Source organism: Bradyrhizobium sp. SPXBL-02, from assembly GCF_051853065.1.
Lineage (GTDB): Bacteria > Pseudomonadota > Alphaproteobacteria > Rhizobiales > Xanthobacteraceae > Bradyrhizobium.
In genome coordinates, this window is the sequence record NZ_CP182474.1 from 6,129,822 (window position 1) to 6,155,117 (window position 25,296).

The 25,296-nt window shown below is 66.5% G+C and carries 16 protein-coding genes and 1 pseudogene; 5 read left to right on the forward strand and 12 right to left on the reverse strand.

The window, feature by feature from the left end; all coding sequences use genetic code 11:
- Positions 1 to 9: 9 nt before the first annotated feature.
- Together ACNJYD_RS28690 and ACNJYD_RS28695 are read left to right on the forward strand one after the other, a co-directional pair.
- Positions 10 to 978, forward strand: coding sequence for an NUDIX hydrolase (locus tag ACNJYD_RS28690; protein WP_439364003.1), 969 nt, complete (start codon positions 10 to 12; stop codon positions 976 to 978).
- 50 nt (positions 979 to 1,028) lie between these two features.
- Positions 1,029 to 3,740, forward strand: coding sequence for a DUF2339 domain-containing protein (locus tag ACNJYD_RS28695; protein WP_439364004.1), 2,712 nt, complete (start codon positions 1,029 to 1,031; stop codon positions 3,738 to 3,740).
- Between the two features lie 4 nt (positions 3,741 to 3,744).
- Here ACNJYD_RS28695 and ACNJYD_RS28700 read toward each other — a convergent pair whose 3' ends face one another.
- The 7 genes and pseudogenes from ACNJYD_RS28700 to ACNJYD_RS28730 form a co-directional block, all read right to left on the reverse strand.
- Positions 3,745 to 5,433, reverse strand: coding sequence for a methyl-accepting chemotaxis protein (locus tag ACNJYD_RS28700; protein ID WP_439364005.1), 1,689 nt, complete (start codon positions 5,431 to 5,433; stop codon positions 3,745 to 3,747).
- Between the two features lie 280 nt (positions 5,434 to 5,713).
- Positions 5,714 to 7,683 (reverse strand): annotated as a pseudogene (locus ACNJYD_RS28705) (methyl-accepting chemotaxis protein).
- Between the two features lie 201 nt (positions 7,684 to 7,884).
- Complete coding sequence (locus ACNJYD_RS28710) at positions 7,885 to 9,621, reverse strand: methyl-accepting chemotaxis protein (RefSeq protein WP_439364006.1); 1,737 nt, start codon at positions 9,619 to 9,621, stop codon at positions 7,885 to 7,887.
- A 207-nt stretch (positions 9,622 to 9,828) separates the two neighbouring features.
- Positions 9,829 to 10,074 carry a DUF6894 family protein gene (locus ACNJYD_RS28715; RefSeq protein ID WP_172787262.1) on the reverse strand — a complete coding sequence of 82 codons (246 nt, stop codon included), beginning with the start codon at positions 10,072 to 10,074 and terminating at the stop codon, positions 9,829 to 9,831.
- A gap of 162 nt (positions 10,075 to 10,236) precedes the next feature.
- Positions 10,237 to 10,824 (reverse strand): hypothetical protein, encoded by a 588-nt coding sequence (locus ACNJYD_RS28720; protein ID WP_172787261.1) that lies wholly within the window; start codon positions 10,822 to 10,824, stop codon positions 10,237 to 10,239.
- A 114-nt stretch (positions 10,825 to 10,938) separates the two neighbouring features.
- The gene (gene acuI, locus ACNJYD_RS28725; RefSeq protein WP_439364007.1) at positions 10,939 to 11,925 is read right to left on the reverse strand and encodes an acrylyl-CoA reductase (NADPH); all 987 of its coding nucleotides are present in this window, start codon (positions 11,923 to 11,925) and stop codon (positions 10,939 to 10,941) included.
- 42 nt (positions 11,926 to 11,967) lie between these two features.
- Positions 11,968 to 13,221, reverse strand: coding sequence for an MFS transporter (locus ACNJYD_RS28730; RefSeq protein WP_439364008.1), 1,254 nt, complete (start codon positions 13,219 to 13,221; stop codon positions 11,968 to 11,970).
- Positions 13,222 to 13,568: 347 nt separating this feature from the next.
- Between ACNJYD_RS28730 and nadA the strand changes: the two genes are divergently transcribed.
- Genes nadA through nadC form a run of 3 tightly spaced genes read left to right on the forward strand, consistent with a single transcriptional unit; the run spans position 13,569 to position 17,180 of the window.
- Positions 13,569 to 14,675, forward strand: a complete 1,107-nt coding sequence (nadA, locus tag ACNJYD_RS28735; RefSeq protein WP_439364009.1) for a quinolinate synthase NadA — start codon at positions 13,569 to 13,571, stop codon at positions 14,673 to 14,675.
- 11 nt (positions 14,676 to 14,686) lie between these two features.
- A complete protein-coding gene (locus ACNJYD_RS28740) occupies positions 14,687 to 16,291 on the forward strand; it encodes an L-aspartate oxidase (protein ID WP_439364010.1) in 1,605 nt (534 codons plus the stop codon).
- Positions 16,292 to 16,301: 10 nt separating this feature from the next.
- On the forward strand, positions 16,302 to 17,180 hold the full coding sequence (gene nadC / locus ACNJYD_RS28745) for a carboxylating nicotinate-nucleotide diphosphorylase (RefSeq protein WP_439364011.1): 879 nt from the start codon (positions 16,302 to 16,304) through the stop codon (positions 17,178 to 17,180).
- Positions 17,181 to 17,363: 183 nt separating this feature from the next.
- Here the strand turns inward: nadC and ACNJYD_RS28750 are convergent, their stop codons facing one another.
- From ACNJYD_RS28750 to lpxC, 5 genes are all read right to left on the reverse strand, one after another.
- The gene (locus ACNJYD_RS28750; protein ID WP_439364012.1) at positions 17,364 to 18,812 is read right to left on the reverse strand and encodes a cell wall hydrolase; all 1,449 of its coding nucleotides are present in this window, start codon (positions 18,810 to 18,812) and stop codon (positions 17,364 to 17,366) included.
- 308 nt (positions 18,813 to 19,120) lie between these two features.
- Positions 19,121 to 21,274, reverse strand: a complete 2,154-nt coding sequence (gene ligA / locus ACNJYD_RS28755; protein ID WP_212254616.1) for an NAD-dependent DNA ligase LigA — start codon at positions 21,272 to 21,274, stop codon at positions 19,121 to 19,123.
- Positions 21,275 to 21,435: 161 nt separating this feature from the next.
- A complete protein-coding gene (recN, locus tag ACNJYD_RS28760; protein ID WP_439364013.1) occupies positions 21,436 to 23,109 on the reverse strand; it encodes a DNA repair protein RecN in 1,674 nt (557 codons plus the stop codon).
- A 13-nt stretch (positions 23,110 to 23,122) separates the two neighbouring features.
- Complete coding sequence (locus ACNJYD_RS28765; RefSeq protein ID WP_172787252.1) at positions 23,123 to 24,013, reverse strand: outer membrane protein assembly factor BamD; 891 nt, start codon at positions 24,011 to 24,013, stop codon at positions 23,123 to 23,125.
- 242 nt (positions 24,014 to 24,255) lie between these two features.
- Complete coding sequence (lpxC, locus tag ACNJYD_RS28770) at positions 24,256 to 25,218, reverse strand: UDP-3-O-acyl-N-acetylglucosamine deacetylase (RefSeq protein ID WP_439364014.1); 963 nt, start codon at positions 25,216 to 25,218, stop codon at positions 24,256 to 24,258.
- Between the last annotated feature and the right edge of the window lie 78 nt (positions 25,219 to 25,296).

Below are 25,296 nucleotides of genomic sequence, written 5' to 3' on the forward strand. Positions count from 1 at the left end.
CTCAGCCGCATGAGCGAGACGCTGCTGACGCCGATCGAGATCGGCCTGACCGCCGCGATCGTCGCGATCGAGGACCATGAGCCGCTGATCCTGACCGCGCGCGGCAGCGACGGGCTGGCCGGCCTGCCGTTCGGCCCGTTCGACGCGGTGAGCCATCGCACGTTCGAGATCGGCCTGCGCGCCTGGGTCGAGGAGCAGGCGGGGCTGCGGCTCGGCTATGTCGAGCAGCTCTACACTTTCGGCGATCGCGGCCGTCATGCCCAGGCCGGCGACACCGGCGCCCATATGGTGTCGATCGGCTATCTCGCACTGACGCGCCCTGTGGACGGCGAACTCGCCGCGACCGGGGCGAGCTTCGAACCCTGGTATCGTTTCTTCCCCTGGGAAGACTGGCGCGAGCAGCCGCCGGCGATCATCGCCCGCGACATCATTCCCGCCCTGACCAAATGGGCCGAGGAGGAGACGCCGGAGACGACGCGCGCGCTGCCGCGGAAGGATCGGGTGCGATTCTATTTCGGTCTCGACGGCGCGCCCTGGGACGAGGAGCGCGTGCTCGACCGCTACGAGCTGCTCTACGAGGCCGGGCTGATCGAGGAGGCGCGCCGCGACGGCCGTCCTGCGGCATTAGCGCGCAAGACGCTTCCCCCGCTCGGGACCTCGATGCGGTTCGACCACCGCCGGATTCTCGCCACGGCAATCGCGCGGCTGCGCGCAAAGCTGAAGTATCGTCCTGTCGTGTTTGAACTTTTGCCGGCTGAATTCACACTTACTGAACTGCAGCATACGGTGGAGGCGATCTCCGGCCGGCACCTGCACAAGCAGAACTTCCGCCGCCTGGTCGAAATGGAAGCCCTGGTCGAACCGACCGGGGTGATGTCGACACAGACGGGCGGACGGCCGGCGGCGCTCTACCGCTTCCGCCGCGAGGTGCTCCAGGAGCGGCCCGCGCCGGGCTTGCGCGTGCGCTCCCGGCGCTAGATCCTGATATTTTGGTACCGGCCCCTGCCCGCCGGTTGCCTGGAGGCTTCATGTTCGACGGCCCGTTTGACGCCTTTGCGCTGATCATTGCGATCATCGCCTTCCTGATCGCGATCAAGGCATCCAGCCAGGCGACCGAGTTGCGCCGCCGGCTCAACTCGCTCGAAGAGATGCTTTATGCGCAGCGGCCGGTGCAGCCGCCGCCACTGATGCCGGCGCAGGCGCAGGCCGAAGCAACCGCGACGACTGCAGCCGCCGAGCCGCCGCCGCTGGCGCCGGAAGCTGAAACGACGCCGCCTCCGCTCGTCACCGAAGAGATTTCGCCGCCACCGCTCGAGCCGAGCACTGGCGCCGATGCGCCCCCTCCGGTCCCGGAGGCAGCACCCGGGTTCGAAGAACGACTCGGCACCCGCTGGGTGGTGTGGATCGGCGGGCTTGCGCTCGCGCTCGGCGGCTTCTTCATGGTGCGTTATTCGATCGAGGCCGGCCTGCTCGGCCCGGGCGTGCGCGTGTTCCTCGGCGGCCTGTTCGCCGCTGCACTGCTGGGCGCCGGCGAATGGACGCGGCGCAAGGAGAGCATCTCGAGCATCGCGGCGCTGCCGATCGCCAACATCCCCGCGATCCTCACCGCGGCCGGAACGGCGGTGGCTTTCGCGACCATCTACGCGGCTTACGCGCTCTACGGCTTCCTCGTGCCTGCGACGGCCTTCGTGCTGCTCGGCATCGTTGCGATGGGCACGCTGGCCGCAGCGCTCCTGCACGGCCCCGCGCTCGCGGGGCTCGGCGTCGTCGGCGCCTTCGTGACGCCGATCCTCGTCTCCTCGGGCAAGCCGGATTATTGGGCGCTCTACATCTATCTTGCGGTCGTGACGGCCGCGAGTTTCGGTCTCGCCCGCATCAGGCTGTGGCGCTGGCTTGCGGTCACGACCATTGCCTTCGCGGTGCTCTGGATCTTCCCGGGTCTCGATACCGAACAGGTGCAGGTCGCGCCGCACGCCTTCCACGCCATCGTCGGCTTCGTGCTCGCCGCACTGCTCGTCGTCTGCGGCTTCATGTTCGGACCCACCTTCGAGGACGGCGAGATCGAGCCGGTCTCGTCGGGCGCGCTCGGCGCCTACCTGTTCGGGGCGATGCTGGTCGTACTGTCGAGCGCGCATGCGGATCTCGCGCTGATCGCATTCACGCTCCTGGTCGGCGGCACGCTGTTCGTCGCCTGGCGTGCACCGGCGGCGACCGGCGCGCTGGGCGCAGCCGCGGCGGCCGTGTTCATCGTGTTCGCCGAATGGGCGGTGCGCGCCAATCCTGACATGCTGGTGCTGCCGGGCGGCCCGATGCCCGGCGTCGGCCCTGTTGCGACCGACAGTTCAGTGACCCTGCATCTGGTGACGGCCGCGATCTTCGCCGCCGGCTTCGGCGTCGCGGGCTTTTTCGCGCAGGGCCGCTCGAATTCGGCGATCATTCCCGTGGTGTGGTCGGCGGCGGGCGTCGCGACGCCGATCGCCATCCTGGTCGCGCTCTATGCGCGCATCGCCCATCTCGACCGCTCGATCCCGTTCGCGATCCTCGCCGTGCTGCTCGCCGCGGCCTTTGGCGCGGCGACCGAGGCGCTGATGCGCCGCGAAGAACGCCCGGGCGTTGCCACCTCGGTCGCGCTGTTCGCGACCGGCACGCTCGGCGCGCTGGCGCTGGCGCTGACCTTCGCCCTGGAGAAGGGCTGGCTCACCATCGCGCTCGCGCTGATGTCGCTCGGCACCGCCTGGATCTCGTTGCAGCGGCCGATTCCGGTGCTGCGCCGGTTGGCTGCCATCTTCGCCGCGATCGTCACCGCGCGCATCGCCTATGATCCGCGTATCGTCGGCGATGCCGTCGGCACGACGCCGATCTTCAACTGGCTGTTGTGGGGCTATGGCCTGCCGGCCGCCTCGTTCTGGGGCGCGAGCATCTTCCTGCGCCGTCGCGCCGACGATGCGCCGCTGCGCGTGGTCGAGACCGCCGCGATCCTGTTCACCGCGCTGCTCGCCTTCACGGAGATCCGGCATTTTGCGACCGGTGGCGACATGATCTCGCCGCCCTCGCTGCTCGAATTCGCACTGCAGGTCTGCATCACGCTCGCCATGGCAATCGGGCTGGAGCGCCTGCGGCTGCGCAGCCACAGCATCGTGCACGATGTCGGCGCGGTCGTGCTGACGGCAATCGCCGGCCTCATCAGCGTGTTCGGCCTCCTGATCCTGGAGAACCCGCTGCTGTTCTCCAGCGTCAATGTCGGCGGCCTCGTGTTCAATCTGCTGCTGCTCGGCTATGCGCTGCCGGCCGTGCTGATGCTGCTGCTCTCCTACGCGGTGGCGGGACACCGCCGTGTCGCATATGCAAACACGATTGCGGGTGGCGCCCTGGTGTTCGCGCTCACCTACGTGACGCTCGAGATCCGCCGCTTCTATCACGGCCCGGTCCTGCTCTACGGCGGCACCACGAGTGCCGAGCAATACACCTATTCGATCGGCTGGCTCGCCTTCGGCGTGGTGCTGCTCGGGGTCGGCATCCTGGTCAACTCCGAGCGTGCGCGCCTGGCGTCCGCCGCCGTGATCGCCCTGACGATCCTGAAGGCCTTCGTGATCGACATGTCGACGCTGACCGGCGTCTATCGCGCGCTCTCGTTCATGTGCCTCGGCGTCGTGCTGGTCGCGATCGGCTGGCTCTACCAGCGCATCCTGTTCCGGCGGCAGATCGCACCGCCGCCGGCTGCGCCGCAGACCGGCAGCTGAAGCGTCAGGCCGCGCGGACCGATTCGAGGAACTGCGCGACCTCGACCTTCAGACGGGTGCTGTCGGTCGCCAGCGACTTCGCCGCCGACAGCACTTCGCTCGAGGCCGAGCCGGTCTCGATCGCACCGCGCTGCACGTTGGTGATGTTGGACGACACTTCCTGCGTGCCGAGCGAGGCCTGCTGAACGTTGCGCGAGATCTCCTGCGTGGCCGCGCCCTGCTCCTCGACGGCGGCGGCGATCGCGGCGGACACCTCGGACAGCCGCTCGATGGTGCCGCCGATCTCCTGGATGGCGCTGACGGATTCTTGCGTCGCCGCCTGGATGCCCGAGACCTGCGCCCCGATTTCGCCGGTCGCTTTCGCCGTCTGCTCGGCCAATGCCTTGACCTCGGAGGCGACGACGGCAAAGCCGCGGCCGGCTTCGCCTGCGCGCGCCGCCTCGATGGTCGCGTTCAGCGCGAGCAGGTTGGTCTGGCCCGCGATGGTGTTGATGAGCTCGACGACGTCGCCGATGCGGGCGGCGGCCTGCGACAGCGCGTTGACGCGCTCGTTGGTCCGCGCCGCCTGCTCGACCGCCTCCGCCGCCATCCGCGCCGAATCCTGCACGCGGCGGCTGATCTCGGTGATGGAGGACGACAGCTCCTCGGAGGCTGAGGCCACCGCCTGGACGTTGGTGGAAGCTTCCTCGGACGCTGCCGCAACGACGGTTGCGAGCTCCTGGCCGCGCTGCGCGGTGCCGCTCAGCGTGGCCGCGGAGGCCTCGAGCTCGGTCGAGGCCGACGACACGGTCTCGACGACCTCGCCGATCATGACCTCGAAATTGCGGGTGATGGCGTCGACGCGGCGACCGCGCTCGATCTTGGCCTCGGCGTCGCGCGCCGCCGCCTCGTCGGCGGCCTTCTTGGCGATCAACGCCTCCTTGAAGATCTGGAGCGCATCCGCCATCGAGCCGATCTCGGTCTTCTCGCCGCGATGCGGCACTTCGGCCGAAAGGTCGCCCTCGCCGAGCGACTGCATCGGGCGAATGATCGAGGCGATGCCGCGCGAGACGTCGCGCACGAGATAGTAGGCGGCGCCGATCGCGATCACGACGGCAGCGACGATGATGCCGACCAGCACGCGGAACACGGTGGCGTAGCTGTCGGCCGCCTGCTTGGTCTCCAGCTCGGCGCCCCTGTTGTTGAGCTCGATGCCCTTCTGCAGCAGGGGATCGGCGGCCTGCGCCATCTTCGCGACCTTGGTCTGCAGCAGCTCGTTGGCATCGGTCGGGAAGCGGCCGACGCTCTTGCGCGACAGCGCCATCACGTCCTGCACGCCATTCAGATACTCGGCCCAGGCCTTGGTCCATTGCTCGTACAGCGAGCGCTCCTCGGCGACCGTGATCAGCGGCTCGTAAACCTTGCGCGTCTTCTCGATGCGCTCACGCAAGCCTGCCAGCCGCTTCTCCGCGGCCTCCTTGCCTTCGGCGGTGTCCTGCATCAGGTGCAGACGCAGTGCGACGCGAAGCTCGTTGATGTCGGCACGCATCGAGCCGAGCGCACGCACGCTCGGCAGCCAGCTCTCCGCAATCTCGACGGTGTGGGCGTTGATGTTCTGCATCGTGCCGATCGCCATCACGCCGACGCCGGCAAGCGAGAGCACCAGGATCGACAGTACGGTCAGCAGCTTGAAGACGATCGACAACTTCGACATCACAACAATCCCGATGATTACCCGGCAACGCGCACATCACCTGCGCCGCAGCGTCACGACGGACGACCGGGCGGAGGTCAGTTCAACAATGCTGGCTGGTTCTTTTTCCCGAAGGATTGCGCCCATACTCGCAAACAGGCGTTAACAGGAGCCTACGTAAGAATACGGCTCGCGCGCAGCGATCGTGTTGTCTCTGCAACTCTTTCTTGCAGCTGCATCGGCTTCTCGCGTTGCGATGCGGGCGCAACTCGGTGCAGCGCAGCATTCGCGCCGGCTGCCGTCACGCCGCCCGCACCGATTCCAAAAAGCGCGCGACCTCGCTCTTCAGGCGATTGCTCTCCCGCGACAGCGACTGCGCGGCCGAATGCACCTGCGACGACGCCGCGCCAGTCTCGCCGGCGCCGCGCTGGACCTCGGCGATATTGGCGGATACCTGCGAGGTCCCCTGCGCTGCATGCTGGATGTTGCGCGAAATTTCCTGCGTGGCGGCTCCCTGCTCCTCGACGGCGGACGCAATCGCCGACGAGATCTCGGACATACGTCCGATGGTGCCGCCGATCTCCTTGATCGCGCCGACCGAATCCTCCGTCGCGCTCTGGATCGCATCGATGTGCTGACTGATCTCGCCCGTGGCCTTCGCGGTCTGCTCGGCCAGCGCCTTCACCTCGGCCGCGACCACGGCAAAGCCCTTGCCGGCCTCGCCCGCCCGCGCCGCCTCGATGGTGGCGTTGAGCGCGAGCAGGTTGGTCTGCGCGGCGATGCTGTTGATCAGCTCGACCACGTCGCCGATCCGGCCCGCCGCCTTCGTCAGTTCGGCAACGCGCGTGTTGGTGCGCTGCGCCTGTTCCACTGCGACCTCGGCGACACGCGCGGATTCCTGCACTTGGCGGCCGATCTCCGAGACCGAGGAGGTCAATTCCTCGCTCGCCGACGACACCGATTGCACGTTCGCAGACGCTTCCTCCGAGGCTGCCGCCACTGCAGTGGCGAGACCGTTGCCGCGCTCGGCGGCCCGCGTCAGCGTATTGGAGGACGCTTCGAGCTCGGTTGCCGCCGAGGATACGGTTTCTATGGCCTCGCCCACCGCGCCTTCGAATCCATCCGCAAGCCGCAGCATGTCGGCTTTGCGCCGCGCCCGCCCGCGCGCGTCCGCCTCGGCCTGCTCGGTGCGCAGCCGCTCGGCTTCCGCCATGTTGGTCTTGAATACGACCACCGCGCCGGCCATCTCGCCGATCTCGTCCTTGCGGCCGACGCCGGGGATTGCGACGGACGTATCGCCGCCCGCAAGACGCTCATCGCCCGGACCATGGCCATCAGCGCCGTCGAGATCGACCGGCCGATAAAATAGGACGCGCTCCCCACTAGCAGGACGGAGCAACCAAGCGCGACCCACATCCATAGCTTGATCGAGGCTCGCGTCGACGCTTCGGCGGCCTGCGCCGTGACGTAGCGTTGAGCAACGTCCTTTTCGATTTCCTCGAGGATCGGTTCGATCGCTCTGAATTCCTTGGACATGGCCGAGCCATGCGCGGCGAGGTCTTGCGCGCCGGCCGCCCAGGCCGCGAAGTCAGCCTCGTACTTGGCGAGCTTCTTGCCGATATCGGCCTTGATTGCCGGCAGAATTGTCGATGCTTCGACTTGCTTAGAGAATTCCGCCGCGGTCTTCTTAAGCGCCTCCACGTATTTCTGGTCGCGACGCAGCATGAAATCTTTCTCGTGACGACGCATCATCAGCATGCCGCTGGTCAGCCGGGGGTCGTCGATCTCCTTGAGCTTGGTCTCGATGTCATGGACCGCCGTGCGTAGCGAGCCTGACAACCCCAGTGTTTCGTTCAGTCCGAGCTTGATTTCGGCCTGCTCGACGGCAGCAAATTCCTTCGCGTATCCCTCGAACCCGGCGCGGACCTGCATCACCTTCTCGCCAATTCCCGCGAATCCCGCCGCACGCGTTGCGCTGCCGAGGCCGTCGAGATCGCGGACGATGCCGGATGCAAGTTCGACGTGGCGTTTCGTATAGGCCTGATCGCGACGGAGCTGGAAATCCTTCTCGGCCCGTCGCGCTTCGAGCATCTGCTTGGAGACCCGTTGGTTCAAATCGGACATCCTGCGCGCGTCTTCGGCAATATCGCGCGAGGTGTCCTGGGAGAGGCTGCCAATCTGGTAGATCGAGCCGAATGCGACAAGCCCGATGAGGCCGAGCAGTCCGATCGCCATAATCTTGTGAGTGAGGCGAATGGAAGGGCCGCTCATCAATGTGCTCCAAGAACCGAGACGCAATACACGAAGGGCGACTCAGCGCCCGGGAAATTGCGGAGATCATGCCTGCATCGCTTTTCCGGAAGGTTAACCCTGCGCGCATTGGTCGCGGCATCGAGCTGCAAACGCGCGCAACCACCGCGCCTCCACGCGTGGCGGTCGCAGATCAAGCCTGCCTGAAGGCCGACGCCGCCTTCAGGCGGCGCGCACGGTGCCGAGGAATTTGCCGACCTCGAGCTTGAGCCGGCTGCTGTCGCTGGACAGCGATTGCGCTGCTGCCAACACCTGCGTGGATGCCGAGCCGGTCTCGCTCGCGCCGCGCTGCACGTCGGTGATGTTGGAGGACACCTGGTGGGTGCCCGTGGCCGCCTGCTGCACGTTGCGGGAAATCTCCTGCGTTGCCGCGCCCTGCTCTTCCACCGCGGCTGCGATGGTCGAGGAGATCTCCGACAGCCTCTCGATCGTGTGGCTGATGTCCTTGATCGCGCCGACCGAATGCTCGGTCGCGGTCTGGATGCTGGCGATCTGCTGGCCGATCTCGCCGGTCGCCTTCGCGGTCTGCTCGGCAAGCGCCTTGACCTCGGAGGCGACGACGGCAAAGCCGCGGCCCGCCTCGCCGGCCCGCGCCGCTTCGATGGTTGCATTGAGCGCCAGAAGATTGGTCTGGCCGGCGATGGTGTTGATCAGCTCGACCACGTCGCCGATCCGCGCCGCCGCCGCGGAAAGCTCGCCGACACGATCGGTCGTGCTGCGGGCCTGGTTCACCGCATCGCCGGCGACGCGGGCGGATTCTTGCACCTGCCGGCTGATCTCGGTGATCGACGATGACAGCTCCTCGGTCGCCGACGCCACCGACTGCACGTTGGTGGATGCTTCCTCGGAAGCGGCAGCAACCATGGTGGTGACCTCCTGCCCGCGCGCCGCGGTCGCGGTCAGCGTCGAGGCGGAAGCTTCCAGCTCGGTCGCGGCCGAGGACACGGTGTCGACGATTTCACCGATCGCGGCTTCGAAGCTGTCGGCCAGCTTGTGCATCTCGGCCTTGCGCTGCGCGGCCGCAAGCTGGTCCAGCCTGATCTTGGCTTCAGCTTCCTCGCGCGCCTTCTGCTCAGACACGATCTTGAACTTTTCGACGGCCGCCGCGACGCCGCCGACCTCATCCTTGCGGCCGAGACCGGGCAGAACCACGGAGAAATCGCCACCGGCGAGCTTGTCCATGGCAACCGTGAGCGCGCGGATCGGCCGCGCGATGGTCAGGAACGACATCAACCAGGAGCAGACGAGGACGAACATGGCGAGCGCGCCGACCACCATCCCGACCTGCTCGCTCGATCTCATCTGAGCGGTGGCCGCGGCGTTGTTCTCTTCGGATTTGTGCTTCGCATAGTCGGCGATCTGCTCGATCAGCACGTCGAGTTGAGCTGCGATGGGCAGGGTAACCTCTCGCGCGATGCGAATGGCTTCTTCATTGAGCTTCGCGGCGCGCGAAGCGCCATCAGCGCCGCTCGCGGCGAGGGCTTCGGCGCGCACCGCGGCGATCTGCTGTGCAGCCTTGGTGTAGTCTGCGGCGAGCGATCTCAGCTTCTCCATGCGCGCCCGATTTTCGGCCGAGTGAGAAAGCTTCAGCATCTCATTGACCAGCGAGCCCATCGCTTTCTGCTGATCCTCCAATCTCTGGGTGGCCTTCTGAAGGTCGGCCGCGCTATTGGCGAGACGAAGATCTCGCACCGCGAGTTGCATGCCGCGAACGGCAACCTCGGCCCGGACGGCGTCGCGCACGATCTCCTGCTGTTCAAGTGCGCTGTGGCTGGTCTCGCGAATGCTCGCATTGCCACGCATCTGGCTCACGATCATGGCGCCCACCAGGAGCACACCGAGCGCCGATGCAATCGCCAGCTTGGTCCCGATCCTCAGATTCTGAACAAGGCTCAGCATGGGCATGTTTCCCCCGAAGGAACGCGCGGCCGAGGCGTTGTCGGCTTCCCCCTGCCATTGACTGCGCTGCTGCCCAAAAAGTGAGCTTTTCACATTCCGATTTGGTTAACGCGATCCCTCGCAGAAATACTGACTTTGCACGCTAAATGATTGAGCGCGAAGGGATATGATCTCGTCATAGTTGTAAATTGCAGCTTCAAGTCGGATCTACGACGCCTTGCATCCGATGGTCTCGCCGACGAGGCTGATGCGAAAGACCGGCTGCTTGTTCTCGTCGAGCAGCTCCATGCACCACTCGGCGTTCGGCTTCAGGCTGCGCGCGATGCCGCTGAGCAGATTGGCGCACACCTCTGTCATCTCGGTCCAGGCGGCTGCGCGATCCTCGAACTCGTACGGCAGGTCGGCGGCGCCGGAATAGCGACCGGTGCTGATGCGGAAGAAATAGAGCGACATCGTTGAACCCTTGCGTGGGACCGCCCCCCGGCCGCGCGCAAACTGGGGCGCGAACAGCTACCAAGGCGTGAAGGCCGCGGTCCGTATGACTACGGCGCGCCGGCTTGGTGTTCGATGATGTCTTCGACGATCAATGGCGCGGGTTGTCCCGCGCAGGCGAGCTCACTGCGTCGAGCGGCGCAGTTCCAGCGGGCCCTCGTTCTTCGCCGGCTCGGACTTCACCGGCTCGAGCCGGCTGCCTTCGACACGCGGCGTCTCGACGCGCGCGGCGACCTCGGTGGTCGAGGCGGCAACCGAACCGGTGTGCTCCGGCCTGTGCAGCGAGCGCGGCCGCGCTGCGGCGCGCGCCATCAGCATCTGATTGCCGCCCTGGTGATGGAAGTCGCAATAGGCGAAGCCCATGCCCGACACCGAGCCGCGGAAGCTGCGATCGTCGGTCTTTTCCAGGTTGAAGCAGGGCTCGAACGGGATGCCCTTGATCGAGGCGCACACGTTCTGGCCGCGGATCTGGAGGGTGTTGCCGGGCAGGCGAAGGTGTTTCACCGGGCCTGAGCCCGAGAACTGCACGGCGCCGGCGGCGCCGAGATCGTCGAGGATGCGGCCTGCACCGCGGGTGCCGTCGAAACAGGTGAAGGCGAACACCTTGCCGGCCACGAAGCGGCGCGCCTCGTCGGCGTTCATGCTTCCAGCGATGGCCGGCGCAAACGTCGCTGCCGCCGTGACAGCCCCCAACACAATACGCGCAAGCATGCTCAACTCCGAACCCAACCCCCGCAGCGGGCGATGCCTTATCTCTTTACCCGCTGCTTACCATACCAACCATGGCGACATTGAAGCAGCTTGGTTGGTAAAGTCTGAACGCCGTTAGACAATTTTTACCACGACGCGGCCGCGAACCTGGCCGGCCAGGATTTTCGCGCCCCACGCCGGAACCTCGTCGAGCGAAATTTCCTGAGTAATTTCAGATAGTTTTGTCCGATCCAGGTCAGAGGCCAAACGCTGCCAGGCGGCTTTCCGGGGCTCGATCGGGCACATCACGGAATCGATGCCGAGAAGGCACACTCCGCGCAAAATAAACGGCGCCACCGAGGACGGCAGGTCCATGCCGGCCGCCAGGCCGCAGGCCGCGATCGCGCCACCATATTTCGTCATCGAGAGCAGGTTGGCGAGGGTGGTCGAGCCGACGCTGTCGACGCCGCCGGCCCAGCGCTCCTTGGCGAGGGGCTTTGCCGGCGCCGACAATTCGTTGCGGTCGATGATCTCGGCAGCTCCCAGCTGCTTCAGGTAGTCGGCCTCGGAGACGCGGCCGGTCGAAGCGATGACGTGGTAGCCGAGCTTGGACAGGACGGCGATCGCAACCGAGCCGACGCCGCCGGCAGCGCCCGTCACCACGACCGGGCCGCTCTTCGGCGAGATGCCGTGCTTCTCCAGCGCCAGCACCGAGAGCATCGCCGTGAAGCCGGCGGTGCCGATCGCCATGGCGTCGCGCGCCGACAGGCCCTGCGGAAGCGCGACCAGCCAGTCGCCCTTCACCCGCGCCTTCTCGGCATAGGCGCCGAGATGGGTCTCGCCCATGCCCCAGCCGGTGCAGACGACCTTGTCGCCCGCCTTCCACTGCGGATGCGAGGAGGCTTCGACCGTGCCGGCGAAATCGATGCCGGCGATCATCGGGAAGCGGCGCACCACCGGCGCCTTGCCGGTGAGCGCAAGACCGTCCTTGTAGTTCAGCGTCGACCATTCCACCCGGACGGTGACGTCGCCCTCCATCAGCTCGGCTTCGTCGAACTGCGTGAGCTGCGTGGTGGTGCCCTTGTCCGCCTTGTCGATCCTGACAGCCTTGAATGTGGCCACGACTGAACTCCCTGACTTTGTTTGTCGGGGATGTTTAGCCGATCAGGCCGGCTGCGCAACCGCCCGTGCCACAGGTTTCTCCACGATCGGAAGATTGATCAGCGCCGAGAGCACGCCGAACAGGATCGAGAGCCACCAGATCGGCGTGTAGGAACCGAACTTTTCGAACACGATGCCGCCCAGCCAGACGCCGAGGAAGCCACCGACCTGGTGGCTGACGAAAGCGAAGCCATAGAGCGTGGCGAGCCAGCGCGTTCCAAACATCAGCGCCACCAGCGCCGAGGTCGGCGGCACCGTCGACAGCCAGGTCAGGCCGGAGATCGCGCCGAACGCGATCGCCGAGAACGGCGTGATCGGGAACGAGATGAAGGCGAGCGTCGCAAGCGCACGCGTGAAATAGATGGTCGAGAGGATGTATCGCTTGGGCAGTGAGTTCTGGAGATAGCCGACGCTGAGCGAGCCGATGATGTTGAACAGGCCGATCGCCGCGATCACCCAGCCGCCGGTCTGCGCGGAGATGCCGCGATCGACGAGGAAGGCCGGCAGATGCACGGTGATGAAGGCGAGCTGGAAGCCGCAGGTGAAGAAGCCGAGCACCAGGAGCACGTAGGAGCGATGACCGAAGGCTTCGGCAAGCGCCTTGGTGATGGTCTGGTCATCCGCGGGCGTTGCGCTGCTCGCGGTTGTCACCGGCGGCGTCGAGAGCGCCAGCGACAGCGGGATGATCAGCAGCATCAGGAAACCGAACACGGAGAGCGCCTGCTGCCAGCCGAAATTGTCGATCAAGGCGACGCCAATGGGCGCGAACAGGAACTGACCGAACGAGCCCGCCGCGGTGCCGGCGCCGAGCGCAAGCCCGCGCTTCTCTGCCGGGAGGAGCTTGCTGAAGGCCGACAGCACCAGGTTGAACGAGCAGCCCGCGAGACCAAAGCCGACCATCACGCCCGCACCGACATTCAGCGACAGCGGCGTCGAGGAATAGCGCATCAAGAGCAGGCCACCGGCATAGAGCAGCGCGCCGACGCACATCACCCGGAACAGGCCGAAGCGATCCGCAACCGCACCGGCGAACGGCTGGCCCAGTCCCCACAACAGATTCTGCACGGCGATGGCGAGGCCGAACACGTCACGGCCCCAGCTGAATTCGTGACTCATCGGCTGCACGAAGAAGCCGAGCGCCGAGCGCGGGCCGAAGCCGAGCATGCCGATGGCACAACCGCAGAGGATGATGACGGCCGGGGTACGCCAGTTGGAGGAACGCAAGGCCGGTGCGAGTTCGCCGATCTGTGTCGACATGGTTTTCCTCGTCTGTCGTTGGCGGATCCGCAAATCAGCAGCCGCGGGACAGCTCGTTTAATGCATATGCATGAAAATCCCAAGCCAAAAACGGTTGCATTCCACGAAGAGCTGACGCGGGAGCATTGCGTTTCAATCTGGCCTCGTCTGGCAGGTGCGCAGTGACGGGAATGTGTGCGACAGGCTCTGGCGGCACGCGCGGGTGCGTGCTATGTTTGATTTACTCAGATTGAGCATATTTGGTAGCAGCGACGTTCGCCCGGCCTTCTCGGCCGGATTTCTCGGGCTCCATATATTCTCAAATTGAGCATAATAGCCGCTCGATTGGCCACACCTGGGAGGCTTCAATGCCGATCACTGGAATTTACGGTCCCGACGACTTTGCCAACCGGCCGCAAGGCCAGCCCATCGCCTCCTCCCGCGCCGCGCCGGTGCCCCCCGGACCGACATGGCCGACGCCGTCACTGGAATGGACCCCGGCGGTCGAACGCGCGACCGCGCCGCTCTATGACCGTGTCAAGCACGTAATCCCGTCGATCGAATGGCCGCTGATGGCGCCGACGATTCACGCGATCAACGAGCTGAAGCGCGCGCGGGGCGCGGTCATCCTCGCCCACAACTACCAGGCCCCGGAGATCTTCCATTGCGTCGCCGATATCGGCGGCGACTCGCTCCAGCTCGCGGTCGAAGCCACCAAGGTGCAGGCGGACATCATCGTCCAATGCGGCGTGCACTTCATGGCGGAGACCTCCAAGCTGCTCAATCCGGACAAGACCGTCTTGATCCCGGACTCGCGCGCGGGCTGCTCGCTTGCCGCCAGCATCACCGGTGCGGACGTGCGGCTGCTGCGGGAGAAATTCCCCGGCGTGCCTGTTGTCGCCTATGTCAACACCTCGGCGGAGGTGAAGGCCGAGGTCGACATCTGCTGCACGTCCTCGAACGCGGTGCAGGTGGTCGAGAGCCTGAACGCCCCGACCGTGATCTTCCTGCCCGACCGATACCTTGCCACTTACGTGGCGTCGAAGACCGACGTGAAGATCATCGCCTGGAAAGGCGCCTGCGAGGTGCATGAGCGCTTCACCGGCGAGGAGCTGCGGAGCTTTCGAGAAGCCGATCCGTCCGTGCAGATCATCGCGCACCCGGAATGCCCGCCGGACGTGCTGGCGGAAGCCGACTTCACCGGTTCGACCGCGCACATGATCAACTGGGTGCGCGCAAAGCGGCCGCGGCGGCTGGTCATGATCACGGAATGCTCGATGGCCGACAATGTCCGGGCCGAGCTGCCCGACGTGGAGATGCTCCGCCCCTGCAATCTCTGCCCGCACATGAAGCGCATCACGCTCGCCAACATCCTGGAGAGCCTGCTGACGCTTGGCGAGGAGGTGACGATCGATCCCGCGCTCGCGGAACGCGCGCGGCGCTCGGTCGAGCGCATGATCAATCTGAAGAATTGAGGGCGAGCAACATGCAACACGACATCCACCATCTCGCCCGCACCGACGACGTCCTCATCGTCGGCGGCGGCCTTGCCGGACTGTTCTGCGCGCTGAAGCTCGCGCCGCGGCCGGTGACCTTGATCTCGGCAGCACCGCTCGGGCACGGCGCATCCACCGCATGGGCGCAAGGCGGCATCGCTGCGGCCGTGGCTGAAGGCGACACGCCGGAGGCACACGCCGCCGACACCGTCGCGGTCGGCGGCGGCCTCGTCGATGCAGCCGTCGCGCTCGGGATCGCGCGCGAGGCGGCGCCGCGCATTCACGATCTTCTCGCCTATGGCGTTCCGTTCGATCGCGATCTCGACGGCAGGCTTGCCGTCGGACGTGAGGCTGCGCATTCCGCGCGCCGCATCGTGCATGTGCGCGGTGATGGCGCTGGCGCCGCGATCATCGCCGCCTTGAGCGAGGCCGTGCGTCGCACGCCCTCGATCCGCCTGATGGAAGGCTGCGTCGCCGAAGCATTGCTGACCGAGGACGGCGCGGTCACCGGGCTGCAATTGCGCGAGGCCGGCAATCCCGCGGCACGGCCGCTCGTGCTCGCCTCACGCGCAGTCGTGCTGGCGACCGGCGGGCTCGGCCATCTCTACGCCGTCACCACCAACCCGCCGGAAGCGAGCGGCTCGGGCCTTGCGATCGCAGCCCGCGCCGGCGCCGTGATCGCCGATCCTGAATTCGTGCAGTTCCACCCCACCGCCATCATGGTCGGCCGCGACCCGGCACCGCTCGCCACCGAAGCGCTGCGCGGCGAAGGAGCAACGCTGATCAATGGCAACGGCGAGCGCTTCATGAGCGCCCGCCACCCGCTCGCGGAGCTCGCGCCCCGCGACATCGTGGCCCGCGGCGTGTTCGCCGAAATCGCGGCCGGGCGCGGCGCCTTCCTCGATGCGCGCCAGGCGCTGGGCGCGCGCTTCGCGACGAGGTTTCCGACCGTGCATGCGAGCTGCATCGCCGCCGGCATCGATCCCGCGGCGCAGCCGATTCCGATCGCGCCGGCCGCGCATTACCACATGGGCGGCATCGCGGTGGACGCGCACGGCCGCAGCTCGATCGACGGCCTCTGGGCCGCCGGCGAAGTCTCCTCCACCGGCGCGCATGGCGCCAATCGGCTCGCCTCGAATTCCCTGCTCGAAGCCGTCGTCTATGCCGCCCGCATTGCCGACGACATCGCCGGCCGCTCCGTGCCCCCGCCCGCCCAGCTTCCCGACGGTTTGGTGACGCCGCGCGCTGGCACGGTGGATGCTGCAGAGGTGAAGCGGTTGCGCGCGGCGATGAGCGCACATGTCGGCGTGATCCGCGACGGTGACGGGCTTGCGCAAGCGGTGCGCTATTTCGCCAGGCTCGAGCGCAAAGCCGGACACGGTGCCCTCGGCAACATGGCGATCTCGGCCCTGCTCGTTGCGGCAGCGGCCTGGACGCGGCGCGAGAGCCGCGGTGCGCATTGCCGCTCCGATCACCCGGCCGAAAACCCGGCGCAGGCGCAGAGAAGGATGACCACGCTCGCCGCAGCGCACGAGGTCGCGGAGAGCCTCGAGGAACGCCCGCGGCCACGCATTGCGCAATCCATGATCGCCTGAAGGAGGCCCCATGATCACCCCGACCTCACTGCTCTATCCCGATGCCTTCCTCTCGCCGCTCGCGATCGAGGCGGCCGTTGAGCGCGCGCTCGACGAGGACCTCGGCCGCGCCGGCGACATCACCTCGCTCGCGACGATCCCGGAAGCGACGCGCGCGCAGGCCATCCTTGTCGCGCGCCAGTCCGGCGTGATCGCCGGATTGCCGCTGGCGCTCGCGACCTTGCAGAAGCTGTCGCCCGACATCGAGGTACGCGCACATGTCCGCGATGCCGCGCGGGTTGCGCGCGGCCAGCACGTGCTGACGATCTCCGGCCCTGCGCGCGCCATCCTCACGGCAGAGCGGACTGCGCTGAACTTCGTCGGCCGGCTGTCAGGCATCGCCACGCTCACGGCGGACTATGTCGCGCGCACCGAAGGCACCAGGATGCGCATCTGCTGCACGCGCAAAACCACGCCGGGACTGCGCGCGCTGGAGAAATACGCGGTGCGTTGCGGCGGCGGCTTCAACCATCGCTTCGGGCTCGACGATGCCATCCTGATCAAGGACAACCACATCGCGGTGGCCGGCGGCATCCGCCCGGTGCTGGAGCGCGCCCGCGCCCATGCCGGCCACCTCGTCAAGATCGAGATCGAGGTCGATACGCTGGCGCAGCTGCGCGAGGTGCTCGACAGCGGAACGGCTGACGCGGTACTGCTCGACAACATGGACATTGCGACGCTGCGCGAGGCGGTGAGGCTCAACGAGGGCCGCCTCGAGCTGGAGGCGTCCGGCGGCGTCACGCTGGACTCGATCGCCGCCATCGCGGCAACCGGCGTCGACTATGCATCGGCCGGCGCCCTGACGCATTCAGCTCCGAATTTCGATTGCGCGCTGGACATCGAGGCGTGACGTCTTCGCCTCTCCCCGCTTGCGGGGAGAGGCCGGAATGCGCGCGTAGCGCGGATTCCGGGTGAGGGGAGTCTCCGCGAGTCCAACTCTCACCGTCCTCGCGGAGAGTCCCCCTCACCCCAACCCTCTCCCCGCAAGCGGGGCGAGGGAGCGCATTTGCGCAAGCAAGGAGAGGTAAGGAAACTACCGCCGCTCGCCCATCTCGGCGGAGCTCTTGGCTTCCTGCGCGAGTTCAGCCGAGAGCGCGGCGGTCTGCGCCGGCGAGCCCCAGCTCGGCACCTCGCTGCCGTCACCCCAGTTGCGCGGCCGATAGAAGGTGTGCACGCCGGTCTTGTACAGCTTTTTCATCTCGGCGACCCAGGACGGGCGCACCCAATAGGCATGGTAGTGCGTCGATTTGCCGACCTCGGGCAGCCAGATCTGGCCGTCGAGCATCGCCTTGGAAATCTTCTTGGCGCGCTCCCACATTTCGGGCTCGCGGATCACGTCGGGATTGTTGTCGCAGGCGAAGGTGAACTGGCAGGCGAAATGGCGGTACTTGTTCTGATAGACCACGCCGCACACCGTGTCGGGATATTTGCCGGAGAACACGCGGTTCATCACCACCTGCGCCACCGCGATCTGGCCGCGCACGGCCTCGCCGCGGGATTCGAAGTAGACGGCTTCCGCGAGGCACTTTTCAGATTTCGCGCGCGCCTTCTCGTCGAGCGCGAGCCGTTCCGCCGGCGACTTGGCGCGCTGGTTGTCGGCGTTGACCTCGCCCTTCGGCGCGACGCTCTCGCCGCTCTCGATGTCCTTGGCGATCTCCGCCGTCGGCGGGGTGAGCGAGGCCGTCACCTTCATGTCGGGGTCGGGCATCACGATCAGCGGCTCGGCGCCGGGCTGCCAGCTCTCGATGGTCTCGAGATTGCCGCCGAGCGAGGAGCTGCCGAAAAACAGGTTTGATGTCTTGACGCTGAAGGGATCGCGCGCGGGCGCAGCCGGCGCCGCGGCCCGCTTCAGCGCTTCCAGCGGCTGCACCGCCAACGCGCGCGCGGCTTCGCTCGCCTGCGGCGGATTGGAATATTGCGGCAGCGGCGGCGCGCGCAGCGCCTCCTGCAGCTCCGGATCGAGCGCGGCCGCGGATTCCGGCGACATCGCCGGCGGCAATGCGGCGGTCTTGGCGCCGAACACCGAGCTGTTCGAGGTCGCGGGATCTTCCTTGGCCGGGGCTGCAGCCGGCGCGACCGTCTCGGGAGACTGTGTCGGCGTGACGATTGCGAGGCGATCACCCTTCAAGGCGCGATCAACCTTGGGAAAGTCGGAAGCCTGGTAGCGCGCCGGGGCCTGCAGCGCCGGATTGCGGCTGATCGCGCCGGTGACGTCGCGGCCGTCGAGGCTGGCGAGCCGAACCATCGCGCTCTGCGGAACCGACGTGCCGATGGGACGGGAAAAACTGTAGGTGGCGAGCTGGATCGAGGACGCAGCAGAGAACACCTGCTTCTGCCACCGCTCGGCGACGCCGGGTTGGCGCGCCAGCAGCGAGGCAATGTCCTGATAACCGGTCTCTCTCGGCATCAATGCGAAGATGCAGAGACCGATGCCGAAGGACGCGAACCGCGCGCCCTTCGGATGGTTACGCAACACAGACATCGATACACTCACGCTACGCTTACGCTCGTCCGATCGAACTCAGTACATCCGTGCAATTCGATCTTTATCGTGAGTATCTAATTTAGGTTGCCGGGGCGTTAATCGGCGTTGCGCATGCGGCACACTCAAGCGAATGCAGGTGTTTTCACGGGGCGACGTCGCGCATTGGTAAATGCGGCCTGACGTGAAGCGGTAAAGATCGGGTCAACGCGAAAGGTGAAGGAACTCTTGCCGCCGCGTATCATTACGGGACGTTTGTTACAGGAGCCTCGGCGATGGCGACGGAACGTGAGGAGCCGACGTGCCCCTCACTCCGCGATCAGCTTCAGCCACTCGTCTTCGGTCAGCACCTTGACGCCGTGCTTGTTCGCATCCGCGAGCTTCGAGCCGGCGCCGGGGCCCGCGACGACGAGATCGGTCTTTTTCGACACGGAGCCCGATACCTTGGCCCCTAACCGCTCGGCCGTCGCCTTGGCTTCATCCCGCGTCATCCTCTCCAGCGATCCCGTGAACACAACGGTCTTGCCGGCGACGGCCGAATTGCTCTTCGGCTTCTCGGCGTCGACGATCTCGACCTCCCTGGTCAGGCGTTCGACGATGCCGCGATTGTGGCTCTCGCCGAAATAATCGGCGATGCTCTTGATCACGGTGTCGCCGATCTGGTCGAGCGCATCCATCTCGGCCATCGCCTCCTCGTCACCCTCAGCAACTTTCAGGCAGGCATCGTGGAACGCATCCCACGAGCCGTAGCCGCGCGCCAGCGCCAGCGCCGTGGTCTCGCCAACATGGCGCATGCCGAGCGCGTAGATGAAGCGCTCCAGCGCGATCTTCCGCCGGCTCTCGATGGCCCCGAACAGGTTGCGCACCGAGGTCGCGCCGTAGCCCTCGACCTCCTCGAGCTTCAGCTTGGCGTTGCGCTTCTCCAGCGTGAAGATATCGGCGGGCTCCTTCACCCAGCCCTCGTCGAAGAAGTACTGGAGCTGCTTCTCGCCAAGGCCGTCGATGTCGAAGGCCCGCCGCGACACGAACAGCTTCAGATGCTCGATCTTCTGGTAGGGACAGGCGAACTCGCCGGTGCAGCGGGCACGCGAGCCCTCCTCGCCCGTCGCCGTCTCCTCGCGCACGACGTCGGTGTGCAGCGGACACGGGCACTTCTTCGGGAAGTGGAATTCCCTGGCGGTCTTCGGCCGCTTGTCCAGGACGACGTCGACCACCTGCGGGATGACGTCGCCGGCGCGCTGGATCACCACGGTGTCGCCGATCCTGATGTCGCGCCCCTCGCGAAGCACCTCGCCCTTGTTGCCGATGCCCTTGATGTAGTCCTCGTTGTGGAGCGTGACGTTCTGCACGATCACGCCGCCGACGCCGACCGGCTCGAGCTTGCCGACCGGCGTGAACGAGCCGGTGCGGCCGACCTGGATCTCGATGTCGCGCAGCACCGTCATGGCGCGCTCGGCCGGGAATTTGTGCGCGATGCCCCAGCGCGGCGTGCGCGAGACGAAGCCGAGCCGCTCCTGCCAGTCGATGCGGTCGACCTTGTAGACGACGCCGTCGATGTCGTAGTCGAGTTTTGCGCGCTGCTCCTCGATCGCGTGATGAAACGCGAGCAGCTCCTCGACCGAGCGACAGAGCTTGGTCAGCGGATTGGTCTTGAAGCCGCAGCGCTCGAACCAGCCGATCATGCCGCTCTGCGTGTCTTCCGGCATCGCGCTCATCTGCCCCCAGGCATAGGCGAAGAACCCGAGCGGGCGCGAGGCGGTGATGGTCGGGTCCTTCTGGCGGAGCGAGCCGGCGGCCGAATTGCGCGGATTGGCGAAGATGGTGTCGCCTGCCGCCTTCTGCCGCTCGTTGAGCGCCAGGAACGCCTTCTTGGTCATGTAGACTTCGCCGCGCACCTCGCAGATGTCGGGGATGTTGCGGCCCTTCAGCTTCTGCGGCACGTCTTCGAGCGTGCGGATGTTGGCGGTGACGTCCTCGCCGACCGCGCCGTCGCCGCGCGTCGCGGCGGTGACGAGCTCGCCGCCCTCGTAGCGCAGCGACATCGAGAGGCCGTCGATCTTGGGCTCGGCGGAGAAGTCGATCTTGTCGTCGTCGAGCTTCAGGTAGCGCACGATGCGACCAACGAAGTCGCGCACGTCCTCCTCCGCAAAGGCGTTGTCGAGCGACAGCATGGGCACGGCATGCGGGACTTTCTTGAACCGCCCCGACGGTGCGGCGCCGACCTTCTGCGAGGGCGATTCCGCGGTGACGAACTCGGGAAAGCGCGTCTCGATCGCGTTGAGGCGCTGGCGCAGCGCGTCGTATTCGGCATCGGTGACGGTCGGCGCATCCTCCTGATAGTAGCGCTCGTTGTGCCCCTCGATCTCGAGCGCGAGCCGCATATGCTCGACCTTGGCCTGCGCCTTGGTGAGGTCGGCGACGTCGCGTAGCGGTGCTGCTTTGGATTTTGCTGCTCTGGCCATGATGCTTGGATACGACGTAGCGGGCGGGAGGGTAAAGGCTTGTGGAAATCTCGTGCCCCGGACGCAGCGCAGCGCCTCTTCGGCGGTGCGCTGCAGAGCCGGGGCCCATGCGACGAGAGCTCTGGGTCCCGGCTCGCGCTTCGCGCGTCCGGGACACAAACCTAAGCCGTCGCCGCCTTCAGCAATCTCTCCGCCGCCGCCCTCGCCTCGGCCGTGATCTCGGCACCTGCGAGCATGCGGGCGATCTCCTCGCGGCGGTGGTCGGCGGCGAGTGCGTTGACGCGGGTGGCGACGCGCTTGCCCTTGTCGAGGGCGTCCTTGGAGATGAGCAGGTGCTGGTCGGCGCGGGCGGCGACCTGCGGGGCGTGGGTCACGGCCATGACCTGGACCTTGCCGGCAAGCCGCGCCAGGCGCCCGCCGATGGCGTCGGCCACCGCACCACCGACGCCGGTGTCGATCTCGTCGAACACGAGCGTCGGCGCCGAGCCGCAGTCGGACAGCACGACCTTGAGCGCGAGCAGGAAGCGCGACAGCTCGCCGCCGGAGGCGACCTTCATCAAGGGACCCGGCTTGGTGCCCGGATTGGTCTGCACCCAGAACTCGACGCGGTCGAAACCTTGCGGCCCGGGCGCAGCCTCGTCGGTCTCGACCTGGGTCATGAACCTGGCGCGTTCGAGCTTGAGCGGGGCGAGCTCGGCATTGACTGCCTTGTTGAGCTTCTCCGCTGATTTCTGCCGCGCCAGCGACAGCTTCTTGGCGGCCGCAGCATAGCGGCCGTCTGCCTCGATCGCGGCCTGCTCCAGCTTCTTCAAGCGCGAGGCGCCGGCATCGATCATGACGACGTCGGCGGCATATTTGGCGGCCAGGGCGGCGAGCCCGTCGACCGGCGTCGAATATTTGCGCGAGGCGGCGCGCAATGCGAACAGCCGCTCCTCGATACGCTCGAGCTCGGTCGGATCGAAATCGGTTTCGGCCAGCGCTGCCTGGAGATGCTGGTCGGCTTCCTCCAGCGCGTTGATCGCGGCGTCGATCGCCTTCACCGCGGGCTCGACCAGCGCCGGCGAGTTGACGCCGCGGCGCTCCAGCCGGCGCACCGCTGCCGAGAGGGCTGCGACCGGCGAATGATTGCCGCCGACCGCTTCCTGCGCCTCGCGCAGGTCGGAGGCGATCTTCTCGCCCTGCATCATGGTGGTGCGGCGGGAGGCCAGCGCAGTCTCCTCGCCGTCCTTGGGCGCGAGCTGCTTCAGCTCGTCGGAGGCGTGGCGCAGATAATCGGCCTCGCGCGCCGCGCTCTCCATGGCGGCGCGATGCTCCTCCAGCGCGGTGCTGGCGGTGCGGCGCGCGTCCCAGAGCGCTTCGACCGCCGCGACGTCCTTTTCGAGGCCGGCAAAAGCGTCGAGCAGGCGGCGGTGGGTGGCGGCATCGACCAGCGCGCGCTCGTCGTGCTGGCCGTGGATCTCGACCAGGGCGGTGCCGACCGCCTTCAGCGTCTGCACGCTGATCGATTGGTCGTTGATGAAGGCGCGGGTGCGGCCGTCGGCGAGCTGCACGCGGCGGAGAATCATCTCGCCGGTGTCGTCCAGGCCGTTCTCGGCCAGGATCTTCGTCGCAGGGTGATTCTTCGGGACATCGAACACCGCCGTGACCTGCCCCTGCTCCACGCCGTGACGCACGAGGCCGGCATCGCCGCGGCCGCCGAGCGCCAGCGCAAAAGCATCGAGCAGGATGGATTTGCCTGCACCGGTCTCGCCGGTCAAAACCGCGAGGCCGGAGGCGAATTCGATATCGAGCCGTTCGATCAGGACGATGTCACGGATCGACAGACGCGCCAGCATGGAACCAAATTTCCTAGCCGAGACCCATCTTCTTGAAGGTCCGGCTGATCCAGGACCCCTGATTCTCGCTCGGTTCGAGACCGCCGGATTTTACAAGATTATAGGCGTCCTTGTACCAGCGGCTGTCAGGAAAATTGTGCCCAAGCACGGCCGCCGCGGTCTGCGCTTCGCCGACGATGCCGATCGCCATATAGGCCTCGGTCAGGCGGAACAGCGCCTCCTCGACATGGCGGGTGGTCTGGTACTGCGTGACGACGGTCTTGTAACGATTGATGGCGGCCGTGTAGTCGCGCTTCTGGGCGTAGTAGCGGCCGACGTTCATTTCCTTGCCCGCGAGCTGGTCGCGGGCGCCCTCGATCTTGGCCTTGGCCGAGGTCGCATATTCCGAGTTCGGATATTTGCGCACCACCTCTTCCAGCGCCGCGATCGCCTTTTCGGTGCGGGTCTGGTCGCGGCTGATGTCCGGGATCTGGTCGTAATGGGAGGCGGCGATCAGATATTGCGCATAGGCCGCGTCCGGGCTGCCGGGATGCAGCGTGACGTAGCGGGTGGCGGCGCCGATGCAGCCGTCATAATCGCCGCCCTGATAGGACGCATAGGCCGACATCAGCAGCGATTTGCGGGCCCATTCGGAATAAGGATGCTGGCGGTCGACCTCTTCGAACTTCTTGTTCGCCGCCTTCATGTCCTTCTTCTCGTTCATGAGGTACAGGCCCTCATTGTAGATCTTGTCGGCGGGCTCCTCGACGAAGGTGTCGTCCTTGGCGGTGAACTTGTCCCAGAGCGCGCCCGTGCCACATCCGGCGAGCGGCAGCGCGAGCATGATGAAGGTGACGGCCTGAAGCAGCCCGCGGGCTCGCGACGAGACCGAGAAATATCCGCGCGTCATACGCTGTGCCGACATGAGTTTAAGCCCTGACGCCCTGTGATGCGGTGTCCGCCAGCCCACGAACCCCTCATGGGCGCGAAATGTAACCGTGGTGCCTGCCGTGCGACCACGCTGATGTATCCGAAAAACGACCGTTAACGAACCGGATAGGGAGGCATTTCGCCCGGATTAAGGCGAACCTGCCGCAATGCTAGCCGATCATGGTTACCAGGAGTTTCCCGGGGCCGCCAACCACGTTCCCAAGGCGGCAGGCCGCGTCAGGACACATCCGGTCCGAAGGCCGCAGCGATCCGGCCGCCGACGATGCCGCGACCGACCTCACCCACGGGACGCGTGGTGCGGCGGGCAGCCTCGCCCTCGACCACCCGCCAGGCGGTCCGGTCGGCGAGCAGCGCGGTCAGGACGGCGTGGTTGACCTTGTGGCCACCACGCACCGAGCGGTAGGCGCCAAGCAGCGGCAGCCCGGCCAGCGAGAGATCGCCGATCACGTCCAGCACCTTGTGGCGGGCGCATTCATCGGCGTAGCGCAGGCCTTCGGTGTTGAGCAGCCGCTCGTCGTCGAACACGACGGTGTTGTCAAAGGAGGCGCCGAGGGCATAGCCCGCGCTCCAGAGCCGCGCGACATCGCTCATCAGGCCGAAGGTCCGGGCCCGGCCGACTTCGCGGCGGAAACCTTCCGGATTGACGTCGAAGGCGTAAGCCTGCTGACCGATGACGGGATTGGTGAAATCGATCTCGACCTCTACGCGGAACCCATTGGCGTGGGGCCTGATCTCGCCGAAGGAGTCGCCGATCTTGACCGAGATCGGCTTCAGAACCTGAATGAAGCGACGCTGCGCCGGCTGGGTGACGATGCCGGCCTGGTCGATCGCCGCGATGAAGGCCGCCGCGCTGCCGTCCATGATCGGGACTTCGGGACCGTCGATCTCGATGGTGGCGTTGTCGACGCCCATTCCCCGCAGCGCAGCAAGCACATGCTCGGCGGTGGACACCAGCGGACCGGTGCGGTCGCCGAGGACGGTGGCAAAGTCGGTCGCGATCACCTGGTCGGCGGTCGCCTGGACTTCGCGGTCACTTCCCTCAAGTCCGGTCCGGACAAAAATAAAACCTGCGTCGACAGGCGCAGGCCCAAGCGTGACAGTAACGGGAAGACCGGAATGAACGCCCACGCCTGCCACGGAGGCTTGCGCACGAAGCGTTGTTTGCCGGCTAAATTTCATCAGGAACCCGCCCCACTACGACCCACTGCGACTTATACGAGACCCGCTTGGCCGGCCAGAGCCGACACTACCGAATCC

Coding starts and splice junctions, on each gene's coding strand:
- ACNJYD_RS28710 (WP_439364006.1), bottom strand. CDS start 9,621: ATGCTGAGCCTTGTTCAGAATCTGAGGATCGGGACCAAGCTGGCGATT.
- ACNJYD_RS28750 (WP_439364012.1), bottom strand. CDS start 18,812: ATGTCTGTGTTGCGTAACCATCCGAAGGGCGCGCGGTTCGCGTCCTTC.
- nadA (WP_439364009.1), top strand. CDS start 13,569: ATGCCGATCACTGGAATTTACGGTCCCGACGACTTTGCCAACCGGCCG.
- ACNJYD_RS28700 (WP_439364005.1), bottom strand. CDS start 5,433: ATGTCGAAGTTGTCGATCGTCTTCAAGCTGCTGACCGTACTGTCGATC.
- ACNJYD_RS28695 (WP_439364004.1), top strand. CDS start 1,029: ATGTTCGACGGCCCGTTTGACGCCTTTGCGCTGATCATTGCGATCATC.
- lpxC (WP_439364014.1), bottom strand. CDS start 25,218: ATGAAATTTAGCCGGCAAACAACGCTTCGTGCGCAAGCCTCCGTGGCA.
- nadC (WP_439364011.1), top strand. CDS start 16,302: ATGATCACCCCGACCTCACTGCTCTATCCCGATGCCTTCCTCTCGCCG.
- ACNJYD_RS28690 (WP_439364003.1), top strand. CDS start 10: ATGAGCGAGACGCTGCTGACGCCGATCGAGATCGGCCTGACCGCCGCG.
- ACNJYD_RS28740 (WP_439364010.1), top strand. CDS start 14,687: ATGCAACACGACATCCACCATCTCGCCCGCACCGACGACGTCCTCATC.
- ACNJYD_RS28765 (WP_172787252.1), bottom strand. CDS start 24,013: ATGTCGGCACAGCGTATGACGCGCGGATATTTCTCGGTCTCGTCGCGA.
- ligA (WP_212254616.1), bottom strand. CDS start 21,274: ATGGCCAGAGCAGCAAAATCCAAAGCAGCACCGCTACGCGACGTCGCC.
- ACNJYD_RS28720 (WP_172787261.1), bottom strand. CDS start 10,824: ATGCTTGCGCGTATTGTGTTGGGGGCTGTCACGGCGGCAGCGACGTTT.
- ACNJYD_RS28715 (WP_172787262.1), bottom strand. CDS start 10,074: ATGTCGCTCTATTTCTTCCGCATCAGCACCGGTCGCTATTCCGGCGCC.
- recN (WP_439364013.1), bottom strand. CDS start 23,109: ATGCTGGCGCGTCTGTCGATCCGTGACATCGTCCTGATCGAACGGCTC.
- ACNJYD_RS28730 (WP_439364008.1), bottom strand. CDS start 13,221: ATGTCGACACAGATCGGCGAACTCGCACCGGCCTTGCGTTCCTCCAAC.